The organism is Mycolicibacterium peregrinum, assembly GCF_001665625.1.
In the GTDB taxonomy this organism is placed as follows: Bacteria; Actinomycetota; Actinomycetes; order Mycobacteriales; family Mycobacteriaceae; genus Mycobacterium; species Mycobacterium peregrinum_B.
In genome coordinates, this window is record NZ_LZSY01000106.1 from 1 (window position 1) to 20,471 (window position 20,471).

Below are 20,471 nucleotides of genomic sequence, written 5' to 3' on the forward strand. Positions count from 1 at the left end.
GCCACCCTTGAGTTTGATTGCGGTGAAGCCATATTCGCCGATGATCCGGCGGGCCTGCGTCACGATGCCGTCGGGGTGTTGGATGTCGGTCCAGCCGTTTTCACCGGTCTGAAAGGTCTTGATCAGGTGGTGGGTTCGGCATTTGGGGCCGAGGTTGCCGGGATGGGTGGCTCCGGCGGGCCAAGGGGTGGCGTGGTCGAGGTCGCAGTTGTGGGCTGATACCGCGCAGCCGGGGAACGTGCACACGAGGTCGCGCATCCGGACGAATGTGGCCAGTTTCGCCGAAGGGCGGTAGTTGGTTTGGGTGGTGAGGTCGTCCGCGTTGGTGAGGTATTTGACGGTGGCGCCGGTTGCGATGAGTTCGGCGAGCAGGGGTGCGGGCACGATTCCGCCGCCGAGAATTACTGCAGGACCGCCCGTTACGGCTGGTGTGCGGTCAGCGCCGTAGTCGTTGAGGTTGGATTCACCGTGGATGCGTGGATCACGGGGTGGTTGTGCCGGGGGTGCCGGTGTTTGTTCGCCGGGCTTGTCGGCACTGTCATCGTTGTCTTCACGGAGACTCACCTCGCTGTCCGCGGCATTGCCTGAGCCGCCGGCCTCATTGTTGTGAGTGTCGGTGGCTGACTGGGGCAGGGTTTGCGCGAGTAGGTGGATCATCACGGCGCGGGAGCGGGGGTCGACGCCGGTGGCTTGGCAGTCGAGGTCGTTGCATTGACAGGTGAGGTGGTCGGCTCCGGCGCCGATGGCGCCCAGTGCGTCGGAGCGGCGTTGCCCGGTGGTGCGCGGGTCGTTGTCGCAGACTCCGCGGGCCATGGTGTTGAGTAGGTTTCTGAGCAGGGCGGCGTCGGTGGCCAGCAGCCGTCCCCAGATAGAGACGGTGCCGTTGGGATCGTCGGGGTCGCCGAAGTGGATGTCGCGCTCGCGGGCGGCGGTGCGGGTTCTGCGCACGGCGGCGGGGTCGAATTTTTCCACCCAGACGTCGATGGCCTGTTCGGTTTTGGTGGCTGTCAGTGCACCGTAGGTGGTGGCGGCGCCGGCGAGGGCGGTGTCGACCAGTCGCAATGCGTCTTCGTCGTTGATGAGTTGGGTGCGCCAGGTGATGGTGGAGACGACGGCGGTTGAGATGTCTCCGCGGGCGAAGACGGCGGCGACTTTGGGAAGCCGTTCGCGCAGGGCTTGGGCGATGCGCATTTGGGTGGAGGCAGCGCGACGGGTCAGGTTGCAGGCGGCGCTGATCGCGGCGGTAGCGGATTCCCAGCCGTCGATCACCCGGAAGGCGGTGATGTCGTCTTCGTCGTCGCAGTGGCGGGCCACGATCTCGGCGATGGTTGCCAGGCGTCCGGCGGATTCGATGGCTTCGGCGCGGGTGCGGTGCTCGAGGGCGTCGATCAGCGCGGCGTCGGTGGATTCACCGAGCGCCGACCGATCGAGTAATTCGAACACATGTTCGATAATACTCGTATATCAGCTGGTTGGCCATGTTTTTCGATTGTCGCTGAACTGTCGCTCGCCAGGCGGGCAACGGCGTGCAATTAGTGCACCGCCAGGCCATCGCTGTCGTCCATTCATGCGGTTCAGGCATTGATGTAGGCCTACCGGCGATAGGCTGCACCGGTGTTCTCGCTGTCGAGGCTGTCGTGCTTCATCGCCGTCGCGGAGGAACTGCACTTCGGGCGGGCCGCCGAACGACTGCACATGACACAGCCGCCGCTGAGCCGCCAGATCCAGCAATTGGAGAGCGAACTCGGGGTGCATCTGATCGACCGCACCACTCGGTCGGTCACCCTCACGCCGGCTGGAGTGGCATTCCTGCCCGACGCGCGGCGCATCCTGCAATTGGCCGAAGGTGCGGCGCTCAACGTAAAGCGCGTTCCCGCAGGCGATCTCGGTACCGTGGTGATCGGGTTCACTGCGGCGTCGGCGCACCCGGTGCTACCCAGGTTGTTCGAGGCCGCGCGGCAACAGATGCCCGACGTGAAACTCGATCTGCGCGAGATGGTCACCGCAGCTCAGATCGAGGCGCTGATGACCGGTGAACTGGATCTCGGGATGGCGCGGCCACCGCTCAAACGGCCCGGCCTGGTATCCCGGCCGCTGCTGCATGAACAGCTCATCGCCGCACTGCCGGCCGCGCATCCGCTGGTCGAGGTGCGCCGTCAGCTCACGCTCAACGATCTCGACGGCCAGGACATGGTGATGTACTCACCGGTGCAGGCCCGGTACTTCAACGAGCTGCTGATCAGCACGTTCACGATCGCCGGCGCCACGCCCCGCTATGTCCAGTACGTCACCCAGGTGCACACGATGCTTGTGCTGGTCCGCTCCGGGATCGGCATCGCGCTCGTGCCCGCATCCACGGCCACCCTGCATCCCGAGGGGGTGGTGTTCCGCTCGATCGGCGCGTTCCGGGAGCGTCCGGTCGAACTGGACGCCGTCTGGCGCGGGGACAGCACAAACCCTGCGCTGCTGCGGCTGCTGCGAGACGTCCTGCCACCGCGTGAGTGGACCACCGACGATCTCGTCGAGGATTTCGTCGGTTAGCTACGTGCGGCAGGAGCCGGCATGGGCACCGGCGTGACGAGCTCGCCGGACTCCAGGAACTTGTCCAAGTTGGCCAGGGTCAGCGCCTCCATGGCGGCCCGGGTCTCGACGGTTCCACTTCCGACGTGGGGCAGCAGCACCACGGTGTCCAACGACAGCAACGCCTCGGGCACGTTCGGCTCGTCGGTGAACACGTCGAGTCCCGCACCTGCCAGCCTGCCTTCGCTCAGCGCCTCGACGAGGGCTTCCTCGTCCACGACGCTGCCGCGGGCGATGTTGATCAGGTAGCCGTCGGGCCCGAGCGCGTCGAGCACATCCCGGTCGACCAGGTGCCGTGTCCCGCTGCCGCCGGCCGCGGCGACGATCAGGACGTCGACCTGCCGGGCGAGCCCGACGGCGGACTCCACGTAGGTATACGGGCAGCCCGCGACCTCACGCCGGTTGTGATAGCTGATCGTGCAACCGAACGCGACCAGCCGGGTGGCGATCGCCTGCCCGATGCGGCCGAGGCCGATGATGCCGACGCGGGCTCCCGAAACCTTGTGGGTCAGTGGATAATTGCCTTCCGCCACCCAGCGGCCGGCCCGCAGATAGCGGTCGGCGGCCGAGAACTGCCGCATCGTGTCGATCAGCAATCCGACGGCAGTGTCGGCCACACAGTCACTGAGCACGTCGGGGGTGTTGCTGACCACGACGTTTCGCGCCGCGGCCGCCTCGATGTCCGTGGTGTCATAGCCGACCCCGAAGTTCACCACCGCGCCCAGATTGGGCAGCGCGGACATCAGTCCGGCGTCCACACCAGTGCGCCCCGAGGTCACCACCGCGGCGATCGTGGCACCGTGCTCGGCGAGGAATGTCGCGCGTTCAGGGCCGCCGGGCAAAACCTGGGCGTCGTAGCTGGTCCGCAGTGTCTCGGCGAGTGAAGGCTTGAGCGGACCCACCTGCAGGACGCGGCGGCTGGAATCGGATTCGGGCACACGTACTCCTCGGTCGGGATGCAGCTACGGTAAGCCTGCGTGCAAATACCCGTCCAACACGGAAATAGCATGGGTTGATACGCAAGCTGCATAATTCCCCCCGCGGCATTGCTGCGGACGTATCGGTCAGCCCCATTTTTGGTCGGAACCCCAGTTCAGAACCGCTTTTAGGGTGACCTGACCCACTTTCCAGCGTGTTCGATCAGCGTCATTTCTCCCGATTTCGGCGGGTTGACGGGCGGAGTGGGCCGTTCTTAGCGTGTGTCTGCGGTCACAACCAGCATCTACATACGTGGACATCACACCCTGGAGGATCCATGAGGCGAGTTCTCGCCGCTCCGGCAGTCGCTCTGGCCGCCTGCGCGCTCACCGCGGGGTGCACCGTCGCCAACACCGCGCACGGCGGCTACGACCCGGACACCTTGCGGATCGTCATCTCCCAGGAGCCGCCGACGCTGGAACCCTGCGAGAGCTCGCTGACCTCGACCGGCATCGTGGTGCGGTCCAACATCACCGAACCGCTCATCGAGCGCGATCCCGATACCGGCGACCTGCAGCCGCTGCTGTCCACCGCATGGCGCCAAACCGCGCCCAACCAATGGGCTTTCGACATCCGCAAAGGCGTCACCTTCTCCGACGGTGCGCCCTTCACCGCCAAGGATGCGGCCTTCTCGATCGATCGCGCGGTCAACTCCGATCTGCAGTGCAACGTCGACGGCTATGTGTTCGGCGACGACAAGCTCGACGTCAGAGCATCTGGCGACAACACGGTCGTCATCGGCACACCGAAGCCGGATCCGATTCTGCCGCTGCGGATCTCGTTCGTGGAGATCGTGCCGTCAGGAACCAGCACCACCGAGAAGGTGCGCGAGCCCATCGGCACCGGCCCGTATGCCATCGCCGACTGGGAGTACGGCCAGAAACTGCTGCTCAAGCGCAACGACCGCTACTGGGGTGCCAAGCCGGCCTTCGCCCGCGCCGAATACCAGTGGCGCAGCGAGGGCAGCGTGCGCGCCGCCATGATCACCAACGACGAGGCCGACATCGCCACCTCTCTCGGCCCCGAGGACGGCGCCGGCGACCGTGGAGTTCCGTTCCAGAACAACGAGACCACCGCGCTGCGCATGCAGGCGGGAGAAGCGCCGCTCGACGACATCCGGGTCCGGCAGGCCATCAACTACTCCGTCAACCGGACCGGCATCGTCAGAGCTCTGTTCCGAGGACTCGGGGAGCCGGCCTCCCAGCTGATCCCGTCGGGTGTCGTCGGGTACAACGACCAACTGCCGCTGTGGCCCCACGATCTCGACAAGGCCAAGGCGCTCATCGCCGAGGCAAAGGCGGACGGGGTACCCGTGGACCGCCAGATCCGGCTGATCGGCCGCACCGCTCAGTTCCCGAAGATCTCCGAGACCATCGAGGTGCTGCAGAGTGAATTCGCCGAGATCGGTCTCAACGTCAAGATCGAGATGATGGACACCGCAGGCCAATTGCAGTACCAACTGCGCCCGTTCCCCGCGGACACCGGGCCCTACCTGCTGATGATCATGCACGGCAACCAGGCGGGCGATGCCGCCTTCACCATGGACCAGTACATGCTCTCCGAGGGGCCGCAGAGCGCCTACGGCACACCGGAATTCGACGGCAAGATCCGCGCCGCCGAAGCCCTTACCGGCCAGGCCCGCCAGGACGCGTTCGCCAAACTGTTCGCCGAAGAGCCGCAGCAGATCATGCAGTTCGCCTACATCGCCCACATGAAAGGCATTCTCGGCAAGTCCCCGCGCGTGGACTACACGCCCAACTCCGCCACCGGCGACGAGATGCGGCTTTCGGAGATGACGCCCGCCGCGACCGACCGTACCGACAGGAGCTGAGCCCGATGTTCCCCTTCCTCCGTCGCCGGATGTACACCAGCACCATTCCGTTGATCGTCGTGCTGCTCGGCGTGTTCCTGCTCGCCCGGCTCACCGGCGATCCGACCAACCTGTACCTGCCCGAGTCCGCCACCGCCGACCAGCGCGCAGCGTTCGCCCACCAGCACGGGTTCGATCAGCCGTTGTTCACCCAGTTGGTGGACTACTTCAAGGGCGTGATCCACCTCGACTTCGGAACCTCTTTGCGCACAGGAGAATCCGCGTCGGCGATGGCGCTGCGGGCGTTCCCGGCCACGCTGCAACTGGCCTTCGTCACCATGCTCCTGGCGATCATCGGCGCGGTCATCGTCGGCTGCTGGGCTGCCTACCGGCCCAACTCACTGGCCGACCGGTTCTCCAGCCTGCTGTCGATGACCGCGGCCAGCATTCCCGATTTCTGGTTCGCCATCACCGGGGTGTGGCTGTTCTCCGTGCTGATGGGATGGCTGCCCACCTCGGGTACCGACGACGGCATGCTGTCCTGGATCCTGCCGATCGCCACCCTGATGATCCGTCCCCTCGGCGTGCTCACCCAGGTGGTCCGAGGCGCCATGGTCTCGGCACTTTCGGCGCCCTACATCCGGCTGGCCCGGAGCAAGGGTGCCGGCGATCTCCGGGTGGTCAGCCACCACGCGCTGCGCAACGCCGCCGCACCCGCGCTGACGGTGGCGGGCGATCTCGCGGTCGGGCTGATCAACGGCGCTGTGGTGGTGGAGGCCATCTTCGGCTGGCCCGGCATCGGCAAGCTCATGATCGACGCGATCCTGCAGCGCGACTTCGCGGTCCTGCAGGCGGCCGTCCTGCTCACGGCGGTGAGCATCTTCGTGCTGAACATCATCATCGACGCCTGCTACGCGCTGCTGGACGCACGCGTACGGGAACCGGCAAAGGTCTAGGGGTACGCATCGTGAGCACGCAAATCGACCTGGTACCAGTCAAACCCACCACCGCGATCGTCGGCGAACCGGAGGCCGAACCGACGCGGAGGCGCTCGGTGTGGCTCCGGTTGCTGGTCAACGACCGGGTGGCCGCCGCGGCTGCCGTGGTGCTCGGCCTGGTGGCCCTCACCGCGGTGTTCGGGCCCATGCTGGTCGGCAACCTCGCCACCCATATCGACCTGGACAACTCGAATCAGGCGCCGTTCACCCTCGCTCACGGCTGGGCCAACGTGCTCGGCACCGACCCGCTGGGACGCAGCATGCTGGCCCGGCTGATCGTCGCTTGCCGCACCACATTGTCGGTGGCCATCCCGGCCGTGGTGATCTCGGCGGTCGTCGGTTCGCTGATCGGGATGTGGGCCGGCTATTACCGCGGCTGGCGGGAAACGCTGGCCATGCGGGTGGCCGACGTCATCATGAGCTTCCCTTCGCTGTTGCTGGCCGTGGTGGTTCTCTACGTGTTCTCTCCCAGCGCGGCCAATATCGTTGCGGTGCTGGCGATCACCCGCATCCCGGTGTACCTGCGCACGGCTCGCGCCGAGTCGGCCGAACTGTCCAGCCGGGTGTTCGTCGACGCGGCCCGCACGTTCGGGGCCAGCGGACGTTCCATCATCGTGCGGCATGTGGTGCCGATCGTTCTGCCCACCCTGCTGACCGTGGCCACTCTGGACTTCTGCTACGTCATGTTGGCCGAATCCTCGCTCAGCTTCCTGGGTATCGGCATCCAGCCGCCGGATGTCAGCTGGGGCCTGATGGTTTCGCAGGGCCGCACGTACCTTCACACCGCATGGTGGCTCTCGTTCTTCCCCGGGCTGGCCATCGTCATCACCACGGTCTCGGCCACCATCCTGGCCGCCTGGGCCCGGATCGCGACTGATCCCGGCCAGCGCTGGCGGCTCACAGTCCCGCAGAAACGACTGTCCCGCTTCACCAAGTCCGGAAAGGCCCTCGGATGACCTCCCAGTCGAGAAGCAGTGTCATGGAACAGCCGACCAGGTCCGAGCACGCCGACAGAGATCCCGCACTGGTGGTGGACGGGCTCACCGTCGACATCCGCACCATCACCGGAACGGTGCGCGCCGTCGACCATGTCAGCTTCGCGGCGCACCGCGGTCAGACCCTGGCCCTGCTGGGTGAATCAGGTTGCGGCAAATCGATGACCGCCACCGCGCTGGTCGGGCTGCTCGAGCCGGTCGCGGAGGTGGTCGACGGTACCGCGACGCTGGCCGACGTGGACATCCTCGCCGCCGACCGCAAGACCCGCCGCAAACTGGCCGGACCCGAGTTGGCCATCGTGTTCCAGGATGCGCTCACCGCACTCAACCCGCTCTACACCGTCGGCACGCAGTTGGCCGAGCCGTTCCGCATCCACCACGGGATGAATGCCAAGGACGCCAAGCGCAAAGCGGTGGAACTGATGGCGCGGGTGGGTATCCCGCAACCGGAGGAGCGGATGAAGTCCTATCCGCACCAGTTCTCCGGCGGGATGAGGCAGCGGCTGCTGATCGCGATGGCTGTCGCGTTGAACCCGCGGGTGCTGATCGCCGACGAACCGACCACCGCACTCGACGTCACCGTGCAGGCACAGATCATGGCGCTGCTCAAGAGCCTGCGCACCGAGTACGACATGGCCGTCGTCCTGATCACCCACGACCTGGCGCTGGTGGCAGAGGAAGCCGATAGCGTCGCGGTCATGTACGCCGGCCAGGTTGTCGAAACCGGACCGGTGGCAGAGGTTTTCGCCAACCCCAGGCACCCCTACACCAAGGGGCTGCTCGACTCCGTCCCGGTGAGCGCGGTCCGCGGCGAGACCCTCAAGTCCATCGGCGGTGCCCCGCCCGATCTGCACTCGATCCCGGCCGGCTGTGTCTACCAGGACCGCTGCCCGTTGGCCCGGGACATCTGCGTGACCAACAGGCCCGCGCTCGAGGGCGGCAGCCGGCGTAGCGCCTGCCACTTCGCCGATGAGGTTGAGGCCGGCACCCGAGAAGGAGAAGCAGCAGATGTCTGAAAACCTGCTCACGGTCCGTGATCTGCGCAAGTCGTTCCGGGTGGGCAAGAAACAACTCGCCGCGCTTGACGGCATCAACCTCGACCTGGGACGTGGTGAAACACTCGGCCTGGTCGGCGAATCCGGGTGCGGCAAGTCCACCCTGGCGCGGACCCTGATGATGCTCGAGCGCCCGGATTCGGGCAGCGTGACCTTCGACGGCATCGACCCATTCCGCCTGCGGGGCGCCGACCTGCTGAAGTTCCGGCGCCGAGTCCAGATGGTGTTCCAGGATCCCTACGCGTCGCTCAACTCCCGCATGACCGCGGGCGACATCATCGCCGAGCCCTGGCGCACCCATAAGACCCTGCACCCGAACCGCAAGGACCGGGAGATGCGGGTGCGAGGCCTGCTCGACATGGTCGGCCTGGGCGCCAAGGCAGCGGGCAAGTACCCGCAGGAGTTCTCCGGCGGACAACGGCAACGCATCGGTATCGCACGGGCATTGGCGCTCAACCCCGACGTCATCATCTGCGACGAACCGGTATCGGCACTCGACCTCTCGGTCCAGGCCCAGGTGCTCAACCTGCTCAACGATCTGCAGCAGGAACTCGGTATCTCCTACATCTTCATCTCGCACGACCTGTCGGTGGTCCGCCACGTCGCCGACCGCGTCACGGTGATGTACCTGGGCCACATGATCGAGAGCGGCCGCACCGAGGACGTCTACCAGAATCCTCGGCACCCCTACACCGCGGCCCTGATGTCGGCGGCACCGAAACTCGATGCGGCCCAGCGCAACAACCGGATCCTGCTGAAGGGCGAGGTGCCGTCACCGCTGAATCCGCCGTCGGGCTGCCGGTTCCGGACCCGGTGTCCGAAGGCCACCGAGATCTGCGCGGCGCAGGCGCCGACGGCTACCGCTGCCCCGGACGTCGACGGTCATATATCCGAATGCCATCACCCGTTGGAACCGGCGGTGCCGGTTTCGGTGCCGGCGTGACCATCGCCGGTTACGGGATCGTCGCCGCCGCCATCGTGCTGGCGTCATGCATGCAGGCCTCCATCGGATTCGGCATGGGCATGCTGGCGGCGCCGATCGTGGCGATCGTGGACCCTGGGCTGATCCCGGGCACCCTCATCATGCTCGCCACGATGGTGACGCTCATGGTGGTGATCCGCGAACGCGAGGACATCGATCTCGCCGGAACCGGATGGGCCCTGGCCGGACGGGTTCCCGGCACCGTGGCCGGGGCACTGCTGCTGGTGGTGATGCCGAAGGAGATGCTGGCGTATGCGTTGGCCGCGGTGGTGCTCGGCGGCGTGGCGCTGACGAGCATGGGCTGGATCCCCACGCCCCATCGACGGAATCTGGTGCTGGCCGGCGCTACCTCGGGCTTGCTCGGTACCGCGACCTCCATCGGTGGCCCGCCGATGGCACTGGTGTGGCAGAACAACACCGGAGCCCGGTTGCGCGGCACGATGAGCGGATTCTTCCTCGTCGGCTCGGCCCTGTCGCTCGTGCTGCTCGCGCTCACCGGTTCCGTTGATCACCACACTGTCGTGGTGTTCGCGATGCTCGTCCCGGCGTGTGTCGTCGGCTATGCGTTGTCGCGGTGGGTCAACCGCCACCTCGATCGCCAGCGTCAGCGGTGGGCGGCCATCGCGATATCCACCATCGGCGCCGTGGTGCTGATCGTCCGTCAGTTGATGGGAGGCTGAAGTGACTACCGAGGACAGTGTTTCGGTGCGCAAGGTGAAATCCGCGGTGCGCACGGTCGAGCTGCTGGAGTTCCTGGCGGCTCGACCCGATCAGCCCGTGCGTATCAGGGAAATCTGTACGGCACTTGAGATGCCGCGCAGTTCCGCGCATGCGCTGCTTCGCACGCTGGTGGGGCAGGGCTGGGTGCGGTCCGACGATGCGGGCACGCAGTACAGCATCGGCATGCGGGCCCTGCTGGTGGGAACCAGCTACCTCGATGCCGACCCGTACCTGCCGATGATCGCGCCGTTCCTCGAAGACCTCCGCGGTCAGCTCGACGAGACGTTCCATCTCGCCCGGCTCGACGGTCACGACGTCGTCTACCTGGCCACCAGGGAATCCCGCCAGTACGTACGCACCGCCAACAAGGTGGGCCGCCGGTTGCCGGCCTATGCCACCGCACTCGGCAAGGCGCTGCTCGCCGAGCGGTTCGGTGCCGAACTGGATTCGCATATCCCGGACGCGCTGGCACCGCTGACTCCCCGCACGTTCACCGACCGGACCGCTCTCGACGCGGCTCTCGACGAGGTCCGGGTTCGGGGCTATGCCACCGACGACGAGGAAAACACGCAGGGTATCAAGTGTTTCGCGGTCACCCTGCGCTACCGGCATCCAGCGCAGGACGCGATCAGCGCGTCGGTCCCGCTGTCGCGACTCACACCGGAACGCGAGCGCGAGATCGTCGACGCCCTGCGCCTGGTGTGCGACAAGGTGTCTCGGGTGGTCCGCCCGGTTGCCAACGGGGACAAGTGGTTCGCATGAGTTTGCCCACCAGATTGGAGGACCGATGAGTGCACAGAACTCGACCCCCGTCGTAACCGAGTTGATCGTGATACCGATCGCCGGCCACGACAGCATGCTGCTCAACCTCAGCGGCGCCCACGGCCCGTTCTTCACCAGAAACCTGTTGATCCTCAAGGACTCCGACGGGAACACCGGAGTGGGGGAGGTGCCGGGCGGCGAGGCCATCCGGAGAACTCTGGACGACGCGAGGCCACTGGTGGTGGGCCGCTCGCTCGGTGGCTACCACGCCATCCTGGGGAGCATCCGCCGCGAGTTCGCCGGCCGCGACAGCGCGGGACGTGGCGCACAGACCTTCGATCTGCGGGTCATGGTGCACGCCGTCACCGCCGTGGAGTCCGCACTGCTGGACCTGCTCGGCAAGCACCTGGGAGTCCCCGTCGCCGCACTGCTCGGCGACGGTCAACAGCGCGCTCGGGTGCAGGCGCTGGGCTATCTGTTCTTCGTGGGGGACCGCAACCGCACCGATCTGCCGTACCAGTCCGCGGCGGACGAGCCGGCCGACGCCGACGCCTGGCTGCGCATCCGACATGACGAGGCGCTCTCACCCGAAGCCGTGGTGCGACTCGCCGAGGCCGCGCGCGACCGCTACGGATTCCACGATTTCAAGCTCAAGGGTGGAGTGCTGCCCGCGGCCGACGAGGCCAAGGCCGTCACCGCACTGGCCGAACGATTCCCGGATGCGCGGATCACCCTGGACCCCAACGGCGGCTGGCTGCTGGCGGACGCGATCCAGACCTGCCGCGGGCTCACCGACGTGTTGGCCTACGCCGAGGACCCGGTCGGACCCGAAGGCACGTTCTCGGGGCGTGAGGTGATGGCCGAGTTCAAACGGGCCACCGGCCTACCGACCGCCACCAACATGATCGCCACCGACTGGCGCGAGATGGGGCACGCGATCCGGGCCGGTGCCGTCGACATCCCGCTTGCCGACCCCCACTTCTGGACGATGAACGGCTCGGTCCGGGTGGCGCAGCTCTGCGACGCCTGGGGCTTGACCTGGGGTTCGCACTCCAACAACCACTTCGACGTGTCCCTGGCCATGTTCACCCATGTGGCCGCGGCCGCGCCGGGCGACATCACGGCCATCGACACGCATTGGATCTGGCAGGACGGCCAGCGGATCACCAAGGCGCCCTATCGAATTGTCGACGGGTACCTCGACGTGCCCGAGACCCCGGGGCTCGGCGTGGAGCTCGACGAGGAGCGGGTCGCCGCGGCGCACGAGCTCTATCTGGCGAACGGATTGGGCGCCCGCGACGATGCGGTGGCCATGCAGTACCTGATCCCGGGCTGGAAGTTCGACAGCAAACGACCTGCACTGCAACGGGGTTGACATGAAGATCGTCGTCATCGAACCGAATATTCTCGTGCACCGCGATCGCTTCGAAGCAGCGTTACCGTCGAGTGCCGAGGTGGTCTGGAACGGCGGCATCGAAGACCTGCGGGACGCCGACGTGCTCGTGGGTGGCCGGTTCACCGCCGAGATGGCGTCCGTCGCCGAGAAACTGCGCCTCGTGCACGTCGCCGGGGCAGGGACCGACAAGATCGACTTCGCCGCGCTGCGGCCAGAGACCCTGGTGGCCAACACCTTCCACCATGAACGCTCCATCGCGGAGTACGTGCTCGCGGCCGCGGTGTTGCTGCGCCGCGATTTCCTGGCGCAGGACCGGGCGCTGCGCAGGGGGGTCTGGGCCACCTCGGTTTACGACGCCAACCTGCCGCAGTTGCCCGCGATCGGAGCTGCCCGCATCGGGCTGGTCGGTTTCGGCCACATCGGCAGACGCGTCTGGGAATTGTTCCGCGGCCTCGGCTCGACCGGGGTCGCGGTGACCGGATCGGGTCGGGTCGACACCGCGGCCCACGGCCTGTCCTGGGCGGGTGACACCTCCGCGCTGAACCGGCTCATGACGGAGTCCGACGTGGTCGTGGTGTCGGCGCCGCTCACCGCGGCGACCGAAGGGATGATCGGCGCCGAGCAGCTTCGGGCGCTGGGCGCCGACGGCGTGCTGATCAATGTCGGGCGCGGGCCCCTGGTGGCCGAGCGCCCGCTCTACGACGCGCTGTTGGAGGGCTGGATCCGGGCTGCCGCCATCGACGTCTGGTACCGCTATCCCGGTCCCGGTGGGCAAGGGGTGCCGAGTGAGCTGCCGTTCGGCGAACTGGCCAATGTGCTTATGACGCCGCATTCGTCGGGCGTCACCACCGACACGTTCGGAAGCCGGGCCGCGGAGATCGCCGCCAACATCGGCCGGCTCGATCGCGGTGAGCCGCTACGCAATGTGGTGTCGCAGTAGCGCGCACGGGAACTGGTCTGAGGGTCTGGTTGTCCCTCTTGGTTAGGAGTTGACAATGCAATTGCCGCAGCAGCTGCCGGGTCCGAATGTGGATCATTGGGATTGGCAGATGGGTGCGCGTTGTCGAGGTGTGGACTCTTCGGTCTTCTTCTCGCCCGAGGGTGAACGCGGCCGTGCACGGGCTGAACGTGAACTGCGGGCCAAAGCGTTGTGCCGAAACTGTCCTGTCCTGGCGCAGTGTCGAGCCCACGCGTTGGAGATTGTCGAACCGTTCGGAGTGTGGGGTGGGTTGTCCGAGGGGGAGCGCCAGCTCTTGCGGAAGGGCAGCGGCCGATGACGTCGGCAATGGTGTCTCCCCGATAACCTTCAGGGCGGGTCGATGTCGGCCCAGCCGTATCGGGCGGCCGGGAAACTGTTGTGGCAGTGGTTGAGGCTCGTCAGTGCGAGGTCTTGTCGGCCGGTGCAGGCTCGGGGAAAAGGTAGTCGGTGACGTCGACCGATTTCTTGCGCACGAGCATGACGGACGCGGCGGCGATCAGGCTGGCGACAGCCAGTGCGTACAGACCCCAGGTGACTGCGCCCGTGGCCTGTTTGATCAACCCGAAACCAAACGGTGCGACAAAGCCGCCCAGATTGCCCAGCGAGTTGATGATCGCGATCGCGGGGGCCAGCACCAACGGGTGCATCGAGGATTGGGGGATGGACCAGAACAGCGGGCTGGCGCTCTTGAAGCCCATGGCAGCGATGCACAGGAACAACAGCGCCAGTAACGGTGAGGTGATGGCCGCGAGATAGGTACCGACCGCGGCCGTGAGGAGAGCGAAGATCAGCAGAGGACGACGCAGGTCAGGTCTGTGGTCGCCGAGGCGTGAGGACAGATACATCGCGATCACCGCACTGATCCAGGGAAGGCTCGACAGCAGGCCGACAGTGATGTCGTTGAGGCCGTGGATCCGGCGAACAATTGACGGCAACCAGAACGTGTTGGCGTAGATGGAAAGCTGAATGGCGAAGTAGATCCAGCAGAACAGCAGGAGCTTGGGGTCGGCCAGCATCTTCCAGCGGTTGCCTTTTCCCTCGACGCCGGAGGTCTTGGTCTTTTGTGCTTCCTCTGCGTCGATCGCGTCGATGAGGGCGTCCTGTTCAGCGCGGTTCAGCCATCTGGCATCTCGGATCTTCGAGTTGAGCATGAAATACGCGACGATGCCGACCAGTACGGACACCATGCCCTCGATGAGGAACAGCCATTGCCATCCACGCAGACCGCCCTGGCCGTGCAGCGAGAGGAGGGGGCCGGACAGCGGACCCGAGATCGCGGCGGCGATCGAGGAGCCGGCGATGAACAGCGCCGTTGCCCGTCCGCGGTGGCTGTCGGGTAACCACTTGGCCATGTAGTAGATGACGGCTGGGAAGAAGCCGGCCTCGGCCATGCCGAGCAGGAATCGCAGGACGTAGAACATTTCGGCGCTTCGAACGAACATCATGGAGGCGGACACGAGACCCCAGCTGATCATGATGCGGGTCAGCCAGATCCGGGCGCCGAACCTCTCCATCAGGATGTTGCTCGGAAGCTCGAAAAGTGCGTAGGCCACGAAGAACACGCCCGCCCCGAAGCCGTAAGCAGCAGCTCCGATGCCGACGTCGGCTTCGAGGTATTCCTGGGCGTAACCGATGTTGGCGCGGTTGAGCTGATTGCAGATCAGCATGATGATCAGCAGCGGCACAACGCGGCGGAAGAATTTCGACACCGCTGACTGCAAGTCGGCGGGCGCGGGCGGCGTGATCACACTTCCGCTCCTTTCGATCAACCCACCCCGTGCGTGGTGGTCAGGGGATGCATCGGCGAGTGACCCGCCTCACAGTGGAATGTAGAGCAGAGTATTGATGCACGTCCAAGACTATTTGGGCATCAGCTGATCCAGCCTCGGTATGAGTTGCGTCCGGAGCTTTCGTGGTTTGGCGTCGACAGCACGGCGACATGTCGGCAAGAGAGACTGCTGGCAGTCCTCCGCATGACCCGGTGTCAGAGTGTCAATGATTCCGGCGAGTTCGTTACATAACGTAACTCCGGCCCCGTCGGCGCGCGGCCTAAGGTCTGCGTTGTGCGCGACGAGAGCGCACCGCAAGAGCGTCAGTTCGTCCGTAAAGGTTGCTTCATGAGTGGTGTTCTAGAGCGGCTGCAAACTGCCATGTATCTCACGCTCACGGCAGCGTTCTTGGGGTTGACACTCTCGGCTCTCGTCGCGGTCCTCGTCGCTGCCGCGCCTCTCAAGCTCTTGGCATTGATCGACAGACAAGCTTGATCGGCAACTCGTCAAGCTCCGTGACGACCGGCCTTCCATAAGCACAATCGGCAGTTGGGTCTGGTTCTGAGCCAGAAGGAGGCCGCACTGGCCTCCGGACGAGAGATAGCCCAACCCGCAGGGGGCTGGGCTATCTCTTCAAACACGCCCGGTTACGGTCGCTGGTAAGCCTCTTGCCGCTTCTCGGCCGCCTTGGCTCCGGCCCGTGCCGACTCCGCCTCGGCCTCCTTCTTCGCGACGTCCTTTTGAGCGTCGGCCTTGTCCTGCTGAGCTTTGCCCTCGCGAATCAGATCGTCGCGACCGGTCACGGTACCTACAGCTTCCTTGGCCTTGCCCTTGACATCCTCGACGACGGCCTTGATGCCTTCTTCAGGACCTGAGTTCTTCTCGGTCATGCTTGCCTTCCGTTCCTGGTGTTTGGCGGGTTCCACGAGGCCTCGGCCTCTCCAAGCTGCAGCAGGATTGCCCAAATGGCCTCGCAGTAAACGGCTGCCGTTTCGGCTGCGACGGGGTTCACACTGCTGTCGGCGATTTCGTCGATGTTCCGCCGCCCGCCCGGCAACCGGCCGAGCATCCCGATTACTCCGCCGCTCTTCTGGGTAGGTATACCGCCGTGACGTCTGCGCCAATCCTTACCGAGCCCACGCTGCCAGACCCCCGTGGTCCGTTGTCGGCTGCGGTTATCAGGTTGTTGGGGGAGCGGGCGCCCTGTAACCAGCTGTCTCGCGTCGAGGCGTCGCTGGCCGATTCCGACCCCTGCGGTCTCGACCTACACCTGGCGCTCTATGTCTGCTACGAGCTGCATTACCGCGGCTTCGCCGGCGTGGACCCTGGCTGGGAGTGGGATGCCGGTCTGCAGCACTTGCGTGGGAAGTTGGAGCGGGAGTTCCTGACGGAAGTGCGGCGTGGCGTCGGTGAGATTCACCCCGGAGACACCGCGCCGGCCGAGATGGAGAAGATCTCGATCGAGCCGGTCGACGGTGAAGGCCTGTCATATCACCTGCGCGACAAGGGAACCTGGGAGCAGATGCGCGAATACTTCGTGCACCGCTCGCTGTATCACCTCAAAGAAGGTGATCCGCACGCCTGGGCCATCCCGCGGCTGACAGGCCAGGCCAAAGCGTCCTTCGTCGCGGTGGAATTCGATGAGTTCGGCGGCGGCCGCGGGCCGCGGCTGCACCAGCAGTTGTTCGCCGACCTGATGTGCGCCGCCGGCTTGGATTCGAGCTACCTCGGCTACATCGACAATGTGCCGGCCGAATCGCTGGCGGCGGTGAACCTGATGTCCCTGTTCGGTCTGCATCGCAAGCTGCGCGGTGCGGCGGTCGGGCACTTCGCCTCAACTGAAATCACCTCCTCGCCGGGTTCGCGGCGGCTGGTGGAGGCCTTGGAGCGCCTTGGTGCACCGCAGGAGTGCGTTGGGTTCTACGCAGAACATGTAGAAGCCGATGCCGTGCACGAGCAGGTGGTCCGCACCGACGTGGTGGGTGATCTGTTGGCCCGCGAGCCCGACCTCGAGACGGATGTGGTGTTCGGGATTCGAGCCCACGCTCTGGTTGAGGACCGGCTGGCCGATCACATGATGGGTCGATGGGCCAACGGTCAGTCCTCGCTGCGCTGCCCGCTGAGCTGAGTCATCGCCGGCGCCGGTGGCTGGTGTCGCACAGCGGATAATCCTTGCTGCGCCGGCACGCGCAAATAGCCACCATGAAGCGGTCGGAGTCCACCACCGTGCCATCAGGCATCTCGATTCGAACGGGGCCCTGCACCATCACAGGGCCCCCTTGCACCGGCCGCACAGTGCGGCGGTCGGCGTCACTCATGGCTTGTCCGCGCGGATCACCAGCAGTTCCTCCTCGCGTCGGCCGGGTTCAAGACGCCCGGTTTCTTCGAGCCACTCCGCGCGGGAGGACAGCACCGGGCCGAACGGAACCCACTGCCAGGCAACGATATCGGCGTCCAAGCCGGCAGCGGACAGATCCGCCAAAGTCTTACGGGGGTTGGCGAATTCCGATTGGACCAGCAGCAGGCTGCCGCCGTCGGCGAGCAGGTCGGGCGCCGCGGCGCACAGCGGGTCCAGAACCATTCGCCCGTCCTCACCGGCATCCCACGCACGCGCCGGACCGGTCACTCCCGTCGGCGCCGCGTTGTCCGAGTCATGTGGAACGTACGGTGGGTTGCAGGTGATCAGGTCGAAAGGCCCGAACTCGGCGGCCCGCGCCCAGGATCCCAGATGCACGTCGACGGCGACATTGTGCGCCAAGACATTGGACCGGGCGCACCGCACCGCACGCTGGCAGATGTCGAAGGCCGCGACGGCCGACGCTCCCTGGGCCGCGGCGTTGATCGCCACTACGCCGCTGCCGGTGCACAGATCCGCAACGGTCCGGCCGACTGCCAGGCCGGCTTCTTCCATCACATCGATCAACAGTTGAGAATCTTCTTGTGGGGCATAGACACCATCTGCCACGACAATCGTGCTGATCGGGTGGAGCTCCGGGTTGTATGCGGTTGTCACATCGGCCTCTCAACGGTGAAGGGGTCAACACTGCCCGTGGTTAATGCCCGCTATCGCCGCTGTTCAAACGCTGTTGATCTCAGTCGAGCGTCGGTGTCCTACTTTGCGCGGGCGCGCCGAGTCGCCTTCTTGGCGGCAGACCGTTTACCCGAGACCGCGGGCGGGAGAGCGGGTTTCGACGGTGGAATGGCAGAAGCGGTGACCACATCGGCGCGGTCCCAGACCCGGTGCAGGCCGAGGGCGGCGACGAGTTCGGTGGTGAACGTCTTGTCTGCCTCACCGGCCAGCAACACTCCGGGCAAGGTGCGGTCGATCCCCGCGGCATCGAGTTGCGCAACTCCGTCGCCCCAGGCGCCCAGTGCCTTGCAGTGTCGCAGCAGTTCCTGCAACAACACGATGGCCCGGATGTCAGTGGTCGGTGCCGTGCCCGCCGCCACGACGGCTGCGTCGAATTCGATCGAGCGGGCGGTGGCGAACGTGCGTTCCACCACCACCGAACGCCGCCCTGATTTGAGGGTGCCGCCGTGCGGGGCGACGACCAACGCCTGCACACCCAGTTTGTTCAGAGACTTTGTCAGCGTGGCGATTCCGGCCAGATCTGAATTCGCATCAGCGATTACCGCGACCTTGCGCCCCGCGACGGGACCAGGCTCGGTGACGATCTGGGACAACGCCGGTGAGATCAGAACGTCCTTGGGCGGGTTGCCCTTCGGCGCAGGCAGACCCAGACCGGCGGCCACCTTCTGGCACAGTTCGGTGTCGACGTTGGCGAGCACCTGCAGTTCGCGTTCTTTGATGGCCTGCTCGAAGCACTTGCCGAGTTCGAAAGTGAACGCATCTGCGACGTGGTCCTGCTCGATCTTGGTCAGGCTGCGGTAGAACATCGCCGCCTGGCTGAAGTGATCGTCGAACGACGCCGGCTGTGCCCGCTCTACCGGGCCGTCCACGACCCGCGGCGTCGGGACGTAGCCGCCTTCCTCGGCGTCGGCGACCAACGGTTCCCCACCGTCGATGCTGTTGGGCCGGTAGGGCGCCTGGCCGGTGTGCACGGCGGTCTGATGCATGCCGTCGCGCAGCATGTCGTTCACCGGGCAGTGCGGCCGGTTGATCGGCAGCTGGGTGAAGTTCGGCCCGCCCAGGCGGGTGAGCTGGGTGTCCAGGTAGGAGAAGAGCCGAGCTTGCATCAGCGGATCGTTGGTGACCTCGATGCCGGGCACCAGGTTGCCGGTGTGGAATGCCACCTGCTCGGTCTCGGCGAAGAAGTTGGTGGGGTTGCGGTCCAGCGTGAGCTTGCCGATCAGCTGCACCGGAACCAGCTCCTCGGGCACGATCTTGGTCGGGTCCAACAGGTCGATGCCCTCAAACGCGTCCGTGCCGTCGTCGGGCATCACCTGGATGCCGAGTTCGTATTCCAATGGAGCACCGGCCTCGATGCCGTCGGCCATGTCGCGCCGGTGAAAGTCCGGATCCACCCCGGCGGTGATCTGCGCTTCTTCCCAGACCAGCGAGTGCACCCCGGCGATGGGCTTCCAGTGGAACTTCACCAGGCTGGTTTCGCCCTTGGCGTTGACCAGACGGAAGGTGTGTACGCCGAATCCTTCCATGGTCCGGAAGGAACGCGGGATGCCGCGGTCGCTCATGTTCCAGAACACGTGGTGGGTGGCTTCGGTGTGCAGCGACACGAAGTCCCAGAAGGTGTCGTGCGCCGACTGCGCCTGTGGGATCTCGCGATCCGGATGCGGTTTGCCGGCGTGGATGATGTCGGGGAACTTGATGCCGTCCTGGATGAAAAACACCGGCATGTTGTTGCCGACCAGGTCGAAGTTTCCCTCGTCGGTGTAGAACTTCACCGCGAACCCGCGGGTGTCACGTACGGTGTCGGCCGAACCGCGCGAGCCCAGCACGGTGGAGAACCGGCAGAAGACCTCGGTCTTCTTGCCCTTCTTGCCCAGAAAGTCCGCTTTGGTGACGCCGGCGGCATTGCCGTAGGCCTCGAATGTGCCGTGTGCGGCCGCTCCGCGGGCGTGCACCACCCGCTCCGGAATACGTTCGTGGTCGAAGTGGGTGATCTTCTCGCGGAGGTGGAAGTCCTCCATCAGGGTGGGGCCGCGGCGACCGGCCTTGAGTGAGTGATCGGTGTCTGGGATGCGTACGCCCTGCGCCGTGGTCAGATACCGTCCGGTCTGTGCTCGTGAGTCCGCCTGTCCGAGAAAACCTTCGGCGACCCCCGCGGGTCCGACGGGGGCGGGGGATTTCTGGTCTCGATTTCGTGAAGGGGGCATCGGACACTCCAAGCGTAGAGAGAGTTGGGGCTGTCAGCGCCACACCGCGGCCCGCACGGGACGGCGCGGCGGCTGCGCGCCGGGAGTTACCTGGTACCCGGCTGCATCGGATCGCAAACGCAGCGGGTCGAACGAGAGCCAAAAACCTACGG

The 20,471-nt window shown here is 65.8% G+C and carries 20 protein-coding genes; 13 read left to right on the forward strand and 7 right to left on the reverse strand.

Going from position 1 to position 20,471, the window contains the following annotated elements; genetic code table 11:
* A partial coding sequence (locus A5779_RS15425) for an HNH endonuclease signature motif containing protein (protein ID WP_064883296.1) occupies positions 1 to 1,443 on the reverse strand: 1,443 nt, incomplete at its 3' end.
* A gap of 171 nt (positions 1,444 to 1,614) precedes the next feature.
* On the opposite strand from A5779_RS15425, the gene A5779_RS15430 reads away from it, so the two are divergent.
* A complete protein-coding gene (locus tag A5779_RS15430) occupies positions 1,615 to 2,541 on the forward strand; it encodes a LysR family transcriptional regulator (protein ID WP_064883298.1) in 927 nt (308 codons plus the stop codon).
* Here A5779_RS15430 and A5779_RS15435 read toward each other — a convergent pair.
* Positions 2,538 to 3,518 carry a 2-hydroxyacid dehydrogenase gene (locus tag A5779_RS15435; protein ID WP_110777363.1) on the reverse strand — a complete coding sequence of 327 codons (981 nt, stop codon included), beginning with the start codon at positions 3,516 to 3,518 and terminating at the stop codon, positions 2,538 to 2,540. The genes A5779_RS15430 and A5779_RS15435 overlap by 4 nt on opposite strands.
* A 317-nt stretch (positions 3,519 to 3,835) precedes the next feature.
* On the opposite strand from A5779_RS15435, the gene A5779_RS15440 reads away from it, so the two are divergent.
* Genes A5779_RS15440 through A5779_RS33010 form a run of 10 tightly spaced genes read left to right on the forward strand, consistent with a single transcriptional unit; the run spans position 3,836 to position 13,553 of the window.
* Positions 3,836 to 5,389, forward strand: a complete 1,554-nt coding sequence (locus A5779_RS15440) for an ABC transporter substrate-binding protein (RefSeq protein WP_064883302.1) — start codon at positions 3,836 to 3,838, stop codon at positions 5,387 to 5,389.
* 5 nt (positions 5,390 to 5,394) lie between these two features.
* Complete coding sequence (locus tag A5779_RS15445; RefSeq protein ID WP_064883304.1) at positions 5,395 to 6,324, forward strand: ABC transporter permease; 930 nt, start codon at positions 5,395 to 5,397, stop codon at positions 6,322 to 6,324.
* An 11-nt stretch (positions 6,325 to 6,335) separates the two neighbouring features.
* Complete coding sequence (locus tag A5779_RS15450; protein ID WP_064883306.1) at positions 6,336 to 7,322, forward strand: ABC transporter permease; 987 nt, start codon at positions 6,336 to 6,338, stop codon at positions 7,320 to 7,322.
* 23 nt (positions 7,323 to 7,345) lie between these two features.
* Positions 7,346 to 8,377 (forward strand): ABC transporter ATP-binding protein, encoded by a 1,032-nt coding sequence (locus A5779_RS15455; RefSeq protein ID WP_064883308.1) that lies wholly within the window; start codon positions 7,346 to 7,348, stop codon positions 8,375 to 8,377.
* On the forward strand, positions 8,370 to 9,359 hold the full coding sequence (locus tag A5779_RS15460; RefSeq protein WP_064883310.1) for an ABC transporter ATP-binding protein: 990 nt from the start codon (positions 8,370 to 8,372) through the stop codon (positions 9,357 to 9,359). Before A5779_RS15455 ends, A5779_RS15460 begins: the two co-directional genes overlap by 8 nt.
* Entirely contained in the window at positions 9,356 to 10,078 is a 723-nt protein-coding gene (locus A5779_RS15465) for a sulfite exporter TauE/SafE family protein (protein ID WP_064883426.1), read from the forward strand. Before A5779_RS15460 ends, A5779_RS15465 begins: the two co-directional genes overlap by 4 nt.
* A 1-nt stretch (position 10,079) precedes the next feature.
* A complete protein-coding gene (locus A5779_RS15470) occupies positions 10,080 to 10,880 on the forward strand; it encodes an IclR family transcriptional regulator (RefSeq protein WP_064883312.1) in 801 nt (266 codons plus the stop codon).
* A 25-nt stretch (positions 10,881 to 10,905) separates the two neighbouring features.
* Complete coding sequence (locus A5779_RS15475; protein WP_064883314.1) at positions 10,906 to 12,255, forward strand: enolase C-terminal domain-like protein; 1,350 nt, start codon at positions 10,906 to 10,908, stop codon at positions 12,253 to 12,255.
* Between the two features lies 1 nt (position 12,256).
* Entirely contained in the window at positions 12,257 to 13,216 is a 960-nt protein-coding gene (locus A5779_RS15480; RefSeq protein ID WP_064883316.1) for a 2-hydroxyacid dehydrogenase, read from the forward strand.
* A 55-nt stretch (positions 13,217 to 13,271) separates the two neighbouring features.
* Positions 13,272 to 13,553, forward strand: coding sequence for a WhiB family transcriptional regulator (locus tag A5779_RS33010; RefSeq protein ID WP_082941700.1), 282 nt, complete (start codon positions 13,272 to 13,274; stop codon positions 13,551 to 13,553).
* A 100-nt stretch (positions 13,554 to 13,653) separates the two neighbouring features.
* On the opposite strand, the gene A5779_RS15485 is transcribed toward A5779_RS33010, so the two are convergent.
* Entirely contained in the window at positions 13,654 to 15,000 is a 1,347-nt protein-coding gene (locus tag A5779_RS15485) for an MFS transporter (protein ID WP_413784922.1), read from the reverse strand.
* A gap of 318 nt (positions 15,001 to 15,318) precedes the next feature.
* On the opposite strand from A5779_RS15485, the gene A5779_RS15490 reads away from it, so the two are divergent.
* Positions 15,319 to 15,519 carry a hypothetical protein gene (locus A5779_RS15490; protein ID WP_064883319.1) on the forward strand — a complete coding sequence of 67 codons (201 nt, stop codon included), beginning with the start codon at positions 15,319 to 15,321 and terminating at the stop codon, positions 15,517 to 15,519.
* A 152-nt stretch (positions 15,520 to 15,671) separates the two neighbouring features.
* On the opposite strand, the gene mbp1 is transcribed toward A5779_RS15490, so the two are convergent.
* Positions 15,672 to 15,914 carry a microaggregate-binding protein 1 gene (gene mbp1, locus A5779_RS15495; protein WP_064883428.1) on the reverse strand — a complete coding sequence of 81 codons (243 nt, stop codon included), beginning with the start codon at positions 15,912 to 15,914 and terminating at the stop codon, positions 15,672 to 15,674.
* A 218-nt stretch (positions 15,915 to 16,132) separates the two neighbouring features.
* Between mbp1 and A5779_RS15500 the strand changes: the two genes are divergently transcribed.
* Complete coding sequence (locus A5779_RS15500; RefSeq protein WP_064883321.1) at positions 16,133 to 17,152, forward strand: iron-containing redox enzyme family protein; 1,020 nt, start codon at positions 16,133 to 16,135, stop codon at positions 17,150 to 17,152.
* 1 nt (position 17,153) lies between these two features.
* Here A5779_RS15500 and A5779_RS15505 read toward each other — a convergent pair whose 3' ends face one another.
* The 3 genes from A5779_RS15505 to A5779_RS15515 all read right to left on the reverse strand — a co-directional run bounded on the left by A5779_RS15505 (position 17,154) and on the right by A5779_RS15515 (position 20,319).
* Positions 17,154 to 17,342, reverse strand: coding sequence for a CDGSH iron-sulfur domain-containing protein (locus A5779_RS15505; RefSeq protein ID WP_055110950.1), 189 nt, complete (start codon positions 17,340 to 17,342; stop codon positions 17,154 to 17,156).
* Positions 17,339 to 18,037, reverse strand: coding sequence for a HemK2/MTQ2 family protein methyltransferase (locus tag A5779_RS15510; protein WP_064883323.1), 699 nt, complete (start codon positions 18,035 to 18,037; stop codon positions 17,339 to 17,341). The genes A5779_RS15505 and A5779_RS15510 overlap by 4 nt, the downstream gene beginning before the upstream one ends.
* Positions 18,038 to 18,135: 98 nt before the next feature.
* Positions 18,136 to 20,319 (reverse strand): catalase, encoded by a 2,184-nt coding sequence (locus tag A5779_RS15515; RefSeq protein ID WP_064883325.1) that lies wholly within the window; start codon positions 20,317 to 20,319, stop codon positions 18,136 to 18,138.
* Positions 20,320 to 20,471: the final 152 nt, after the last annotated feature.

Bases quoted from the DNA above. Each gene is read 5' to 3' on its own strand.
- A5779_RS33010 (WP_082941700.1), top strand. From the start codon at position 13,272: ATGCAATTGCCGCAGCAGCTGCCGGGTCCGAATGTGGATCATTGGGAT.
- A5779_RS15445 (WP_064883304.1), top strand. From the start codon at position 5,395: ATGTTCCCCTTCCTCCGTCGCCGGATGTACACCAGCACCATTCCGTTG.
- A5779_RS15440 (WP_064883302.1), top strand. From the start codon at position 3,836: ATGAGGCGAGTTCTCGCCGCTCCGGCAGTCGCTCTGGCCGCCTGCGCG.
- A5779_RS15475 (WP_064883314.1), top strand. From the start codon at position 10,906: ATGAGTGCACAGAACTCGACCCCCGTCGTAACCGAGTTGATCGTGATA.
- mbp1 (WP_064883428.1), bottom strand. From the start codon at position 15,914: ATGACCGAGAAGAACTCAGGTCCTGAAGAAGGCATCAAGGCCGTCGTC.
- A5779_RS15515 (WP_064883325.1), bottom strand. From the start codon at position 20,319: ATGCCCCCTTCACGAAATCGAGACCAGAAATCCCCCGCCCCCGTCGGA.
- A5779_RS15455 (WP_064883308.1), top strand. From the start codon at position 7,346: ATGGAACAGCCGACCAGGTCCGAGCACGCCGACAGAGATCCCGCACTG.
- A5779_RS15505 (WP_055110950.1), bottom strand. From the start codon at position 17,342: ATGAGTGACGCCGACCGCCGCACTGTGCGGCCGGTGCAAGGGGGCCCT.
- A5779_RS15460 (WP_064883310.1), top strand. From the start codon at position 8,370: ATGTCTGAAAACCTGCTCACGGTCCGTGATCTGCGCAAGTCGTTCCGG.
- A5779_RS15480 (WP_064883316.1), top strand. From the start codon at position 12,257: ATGAAGATCGTCGTCATCGAACCGAATATTCTCGTGCACCGCGATCGC.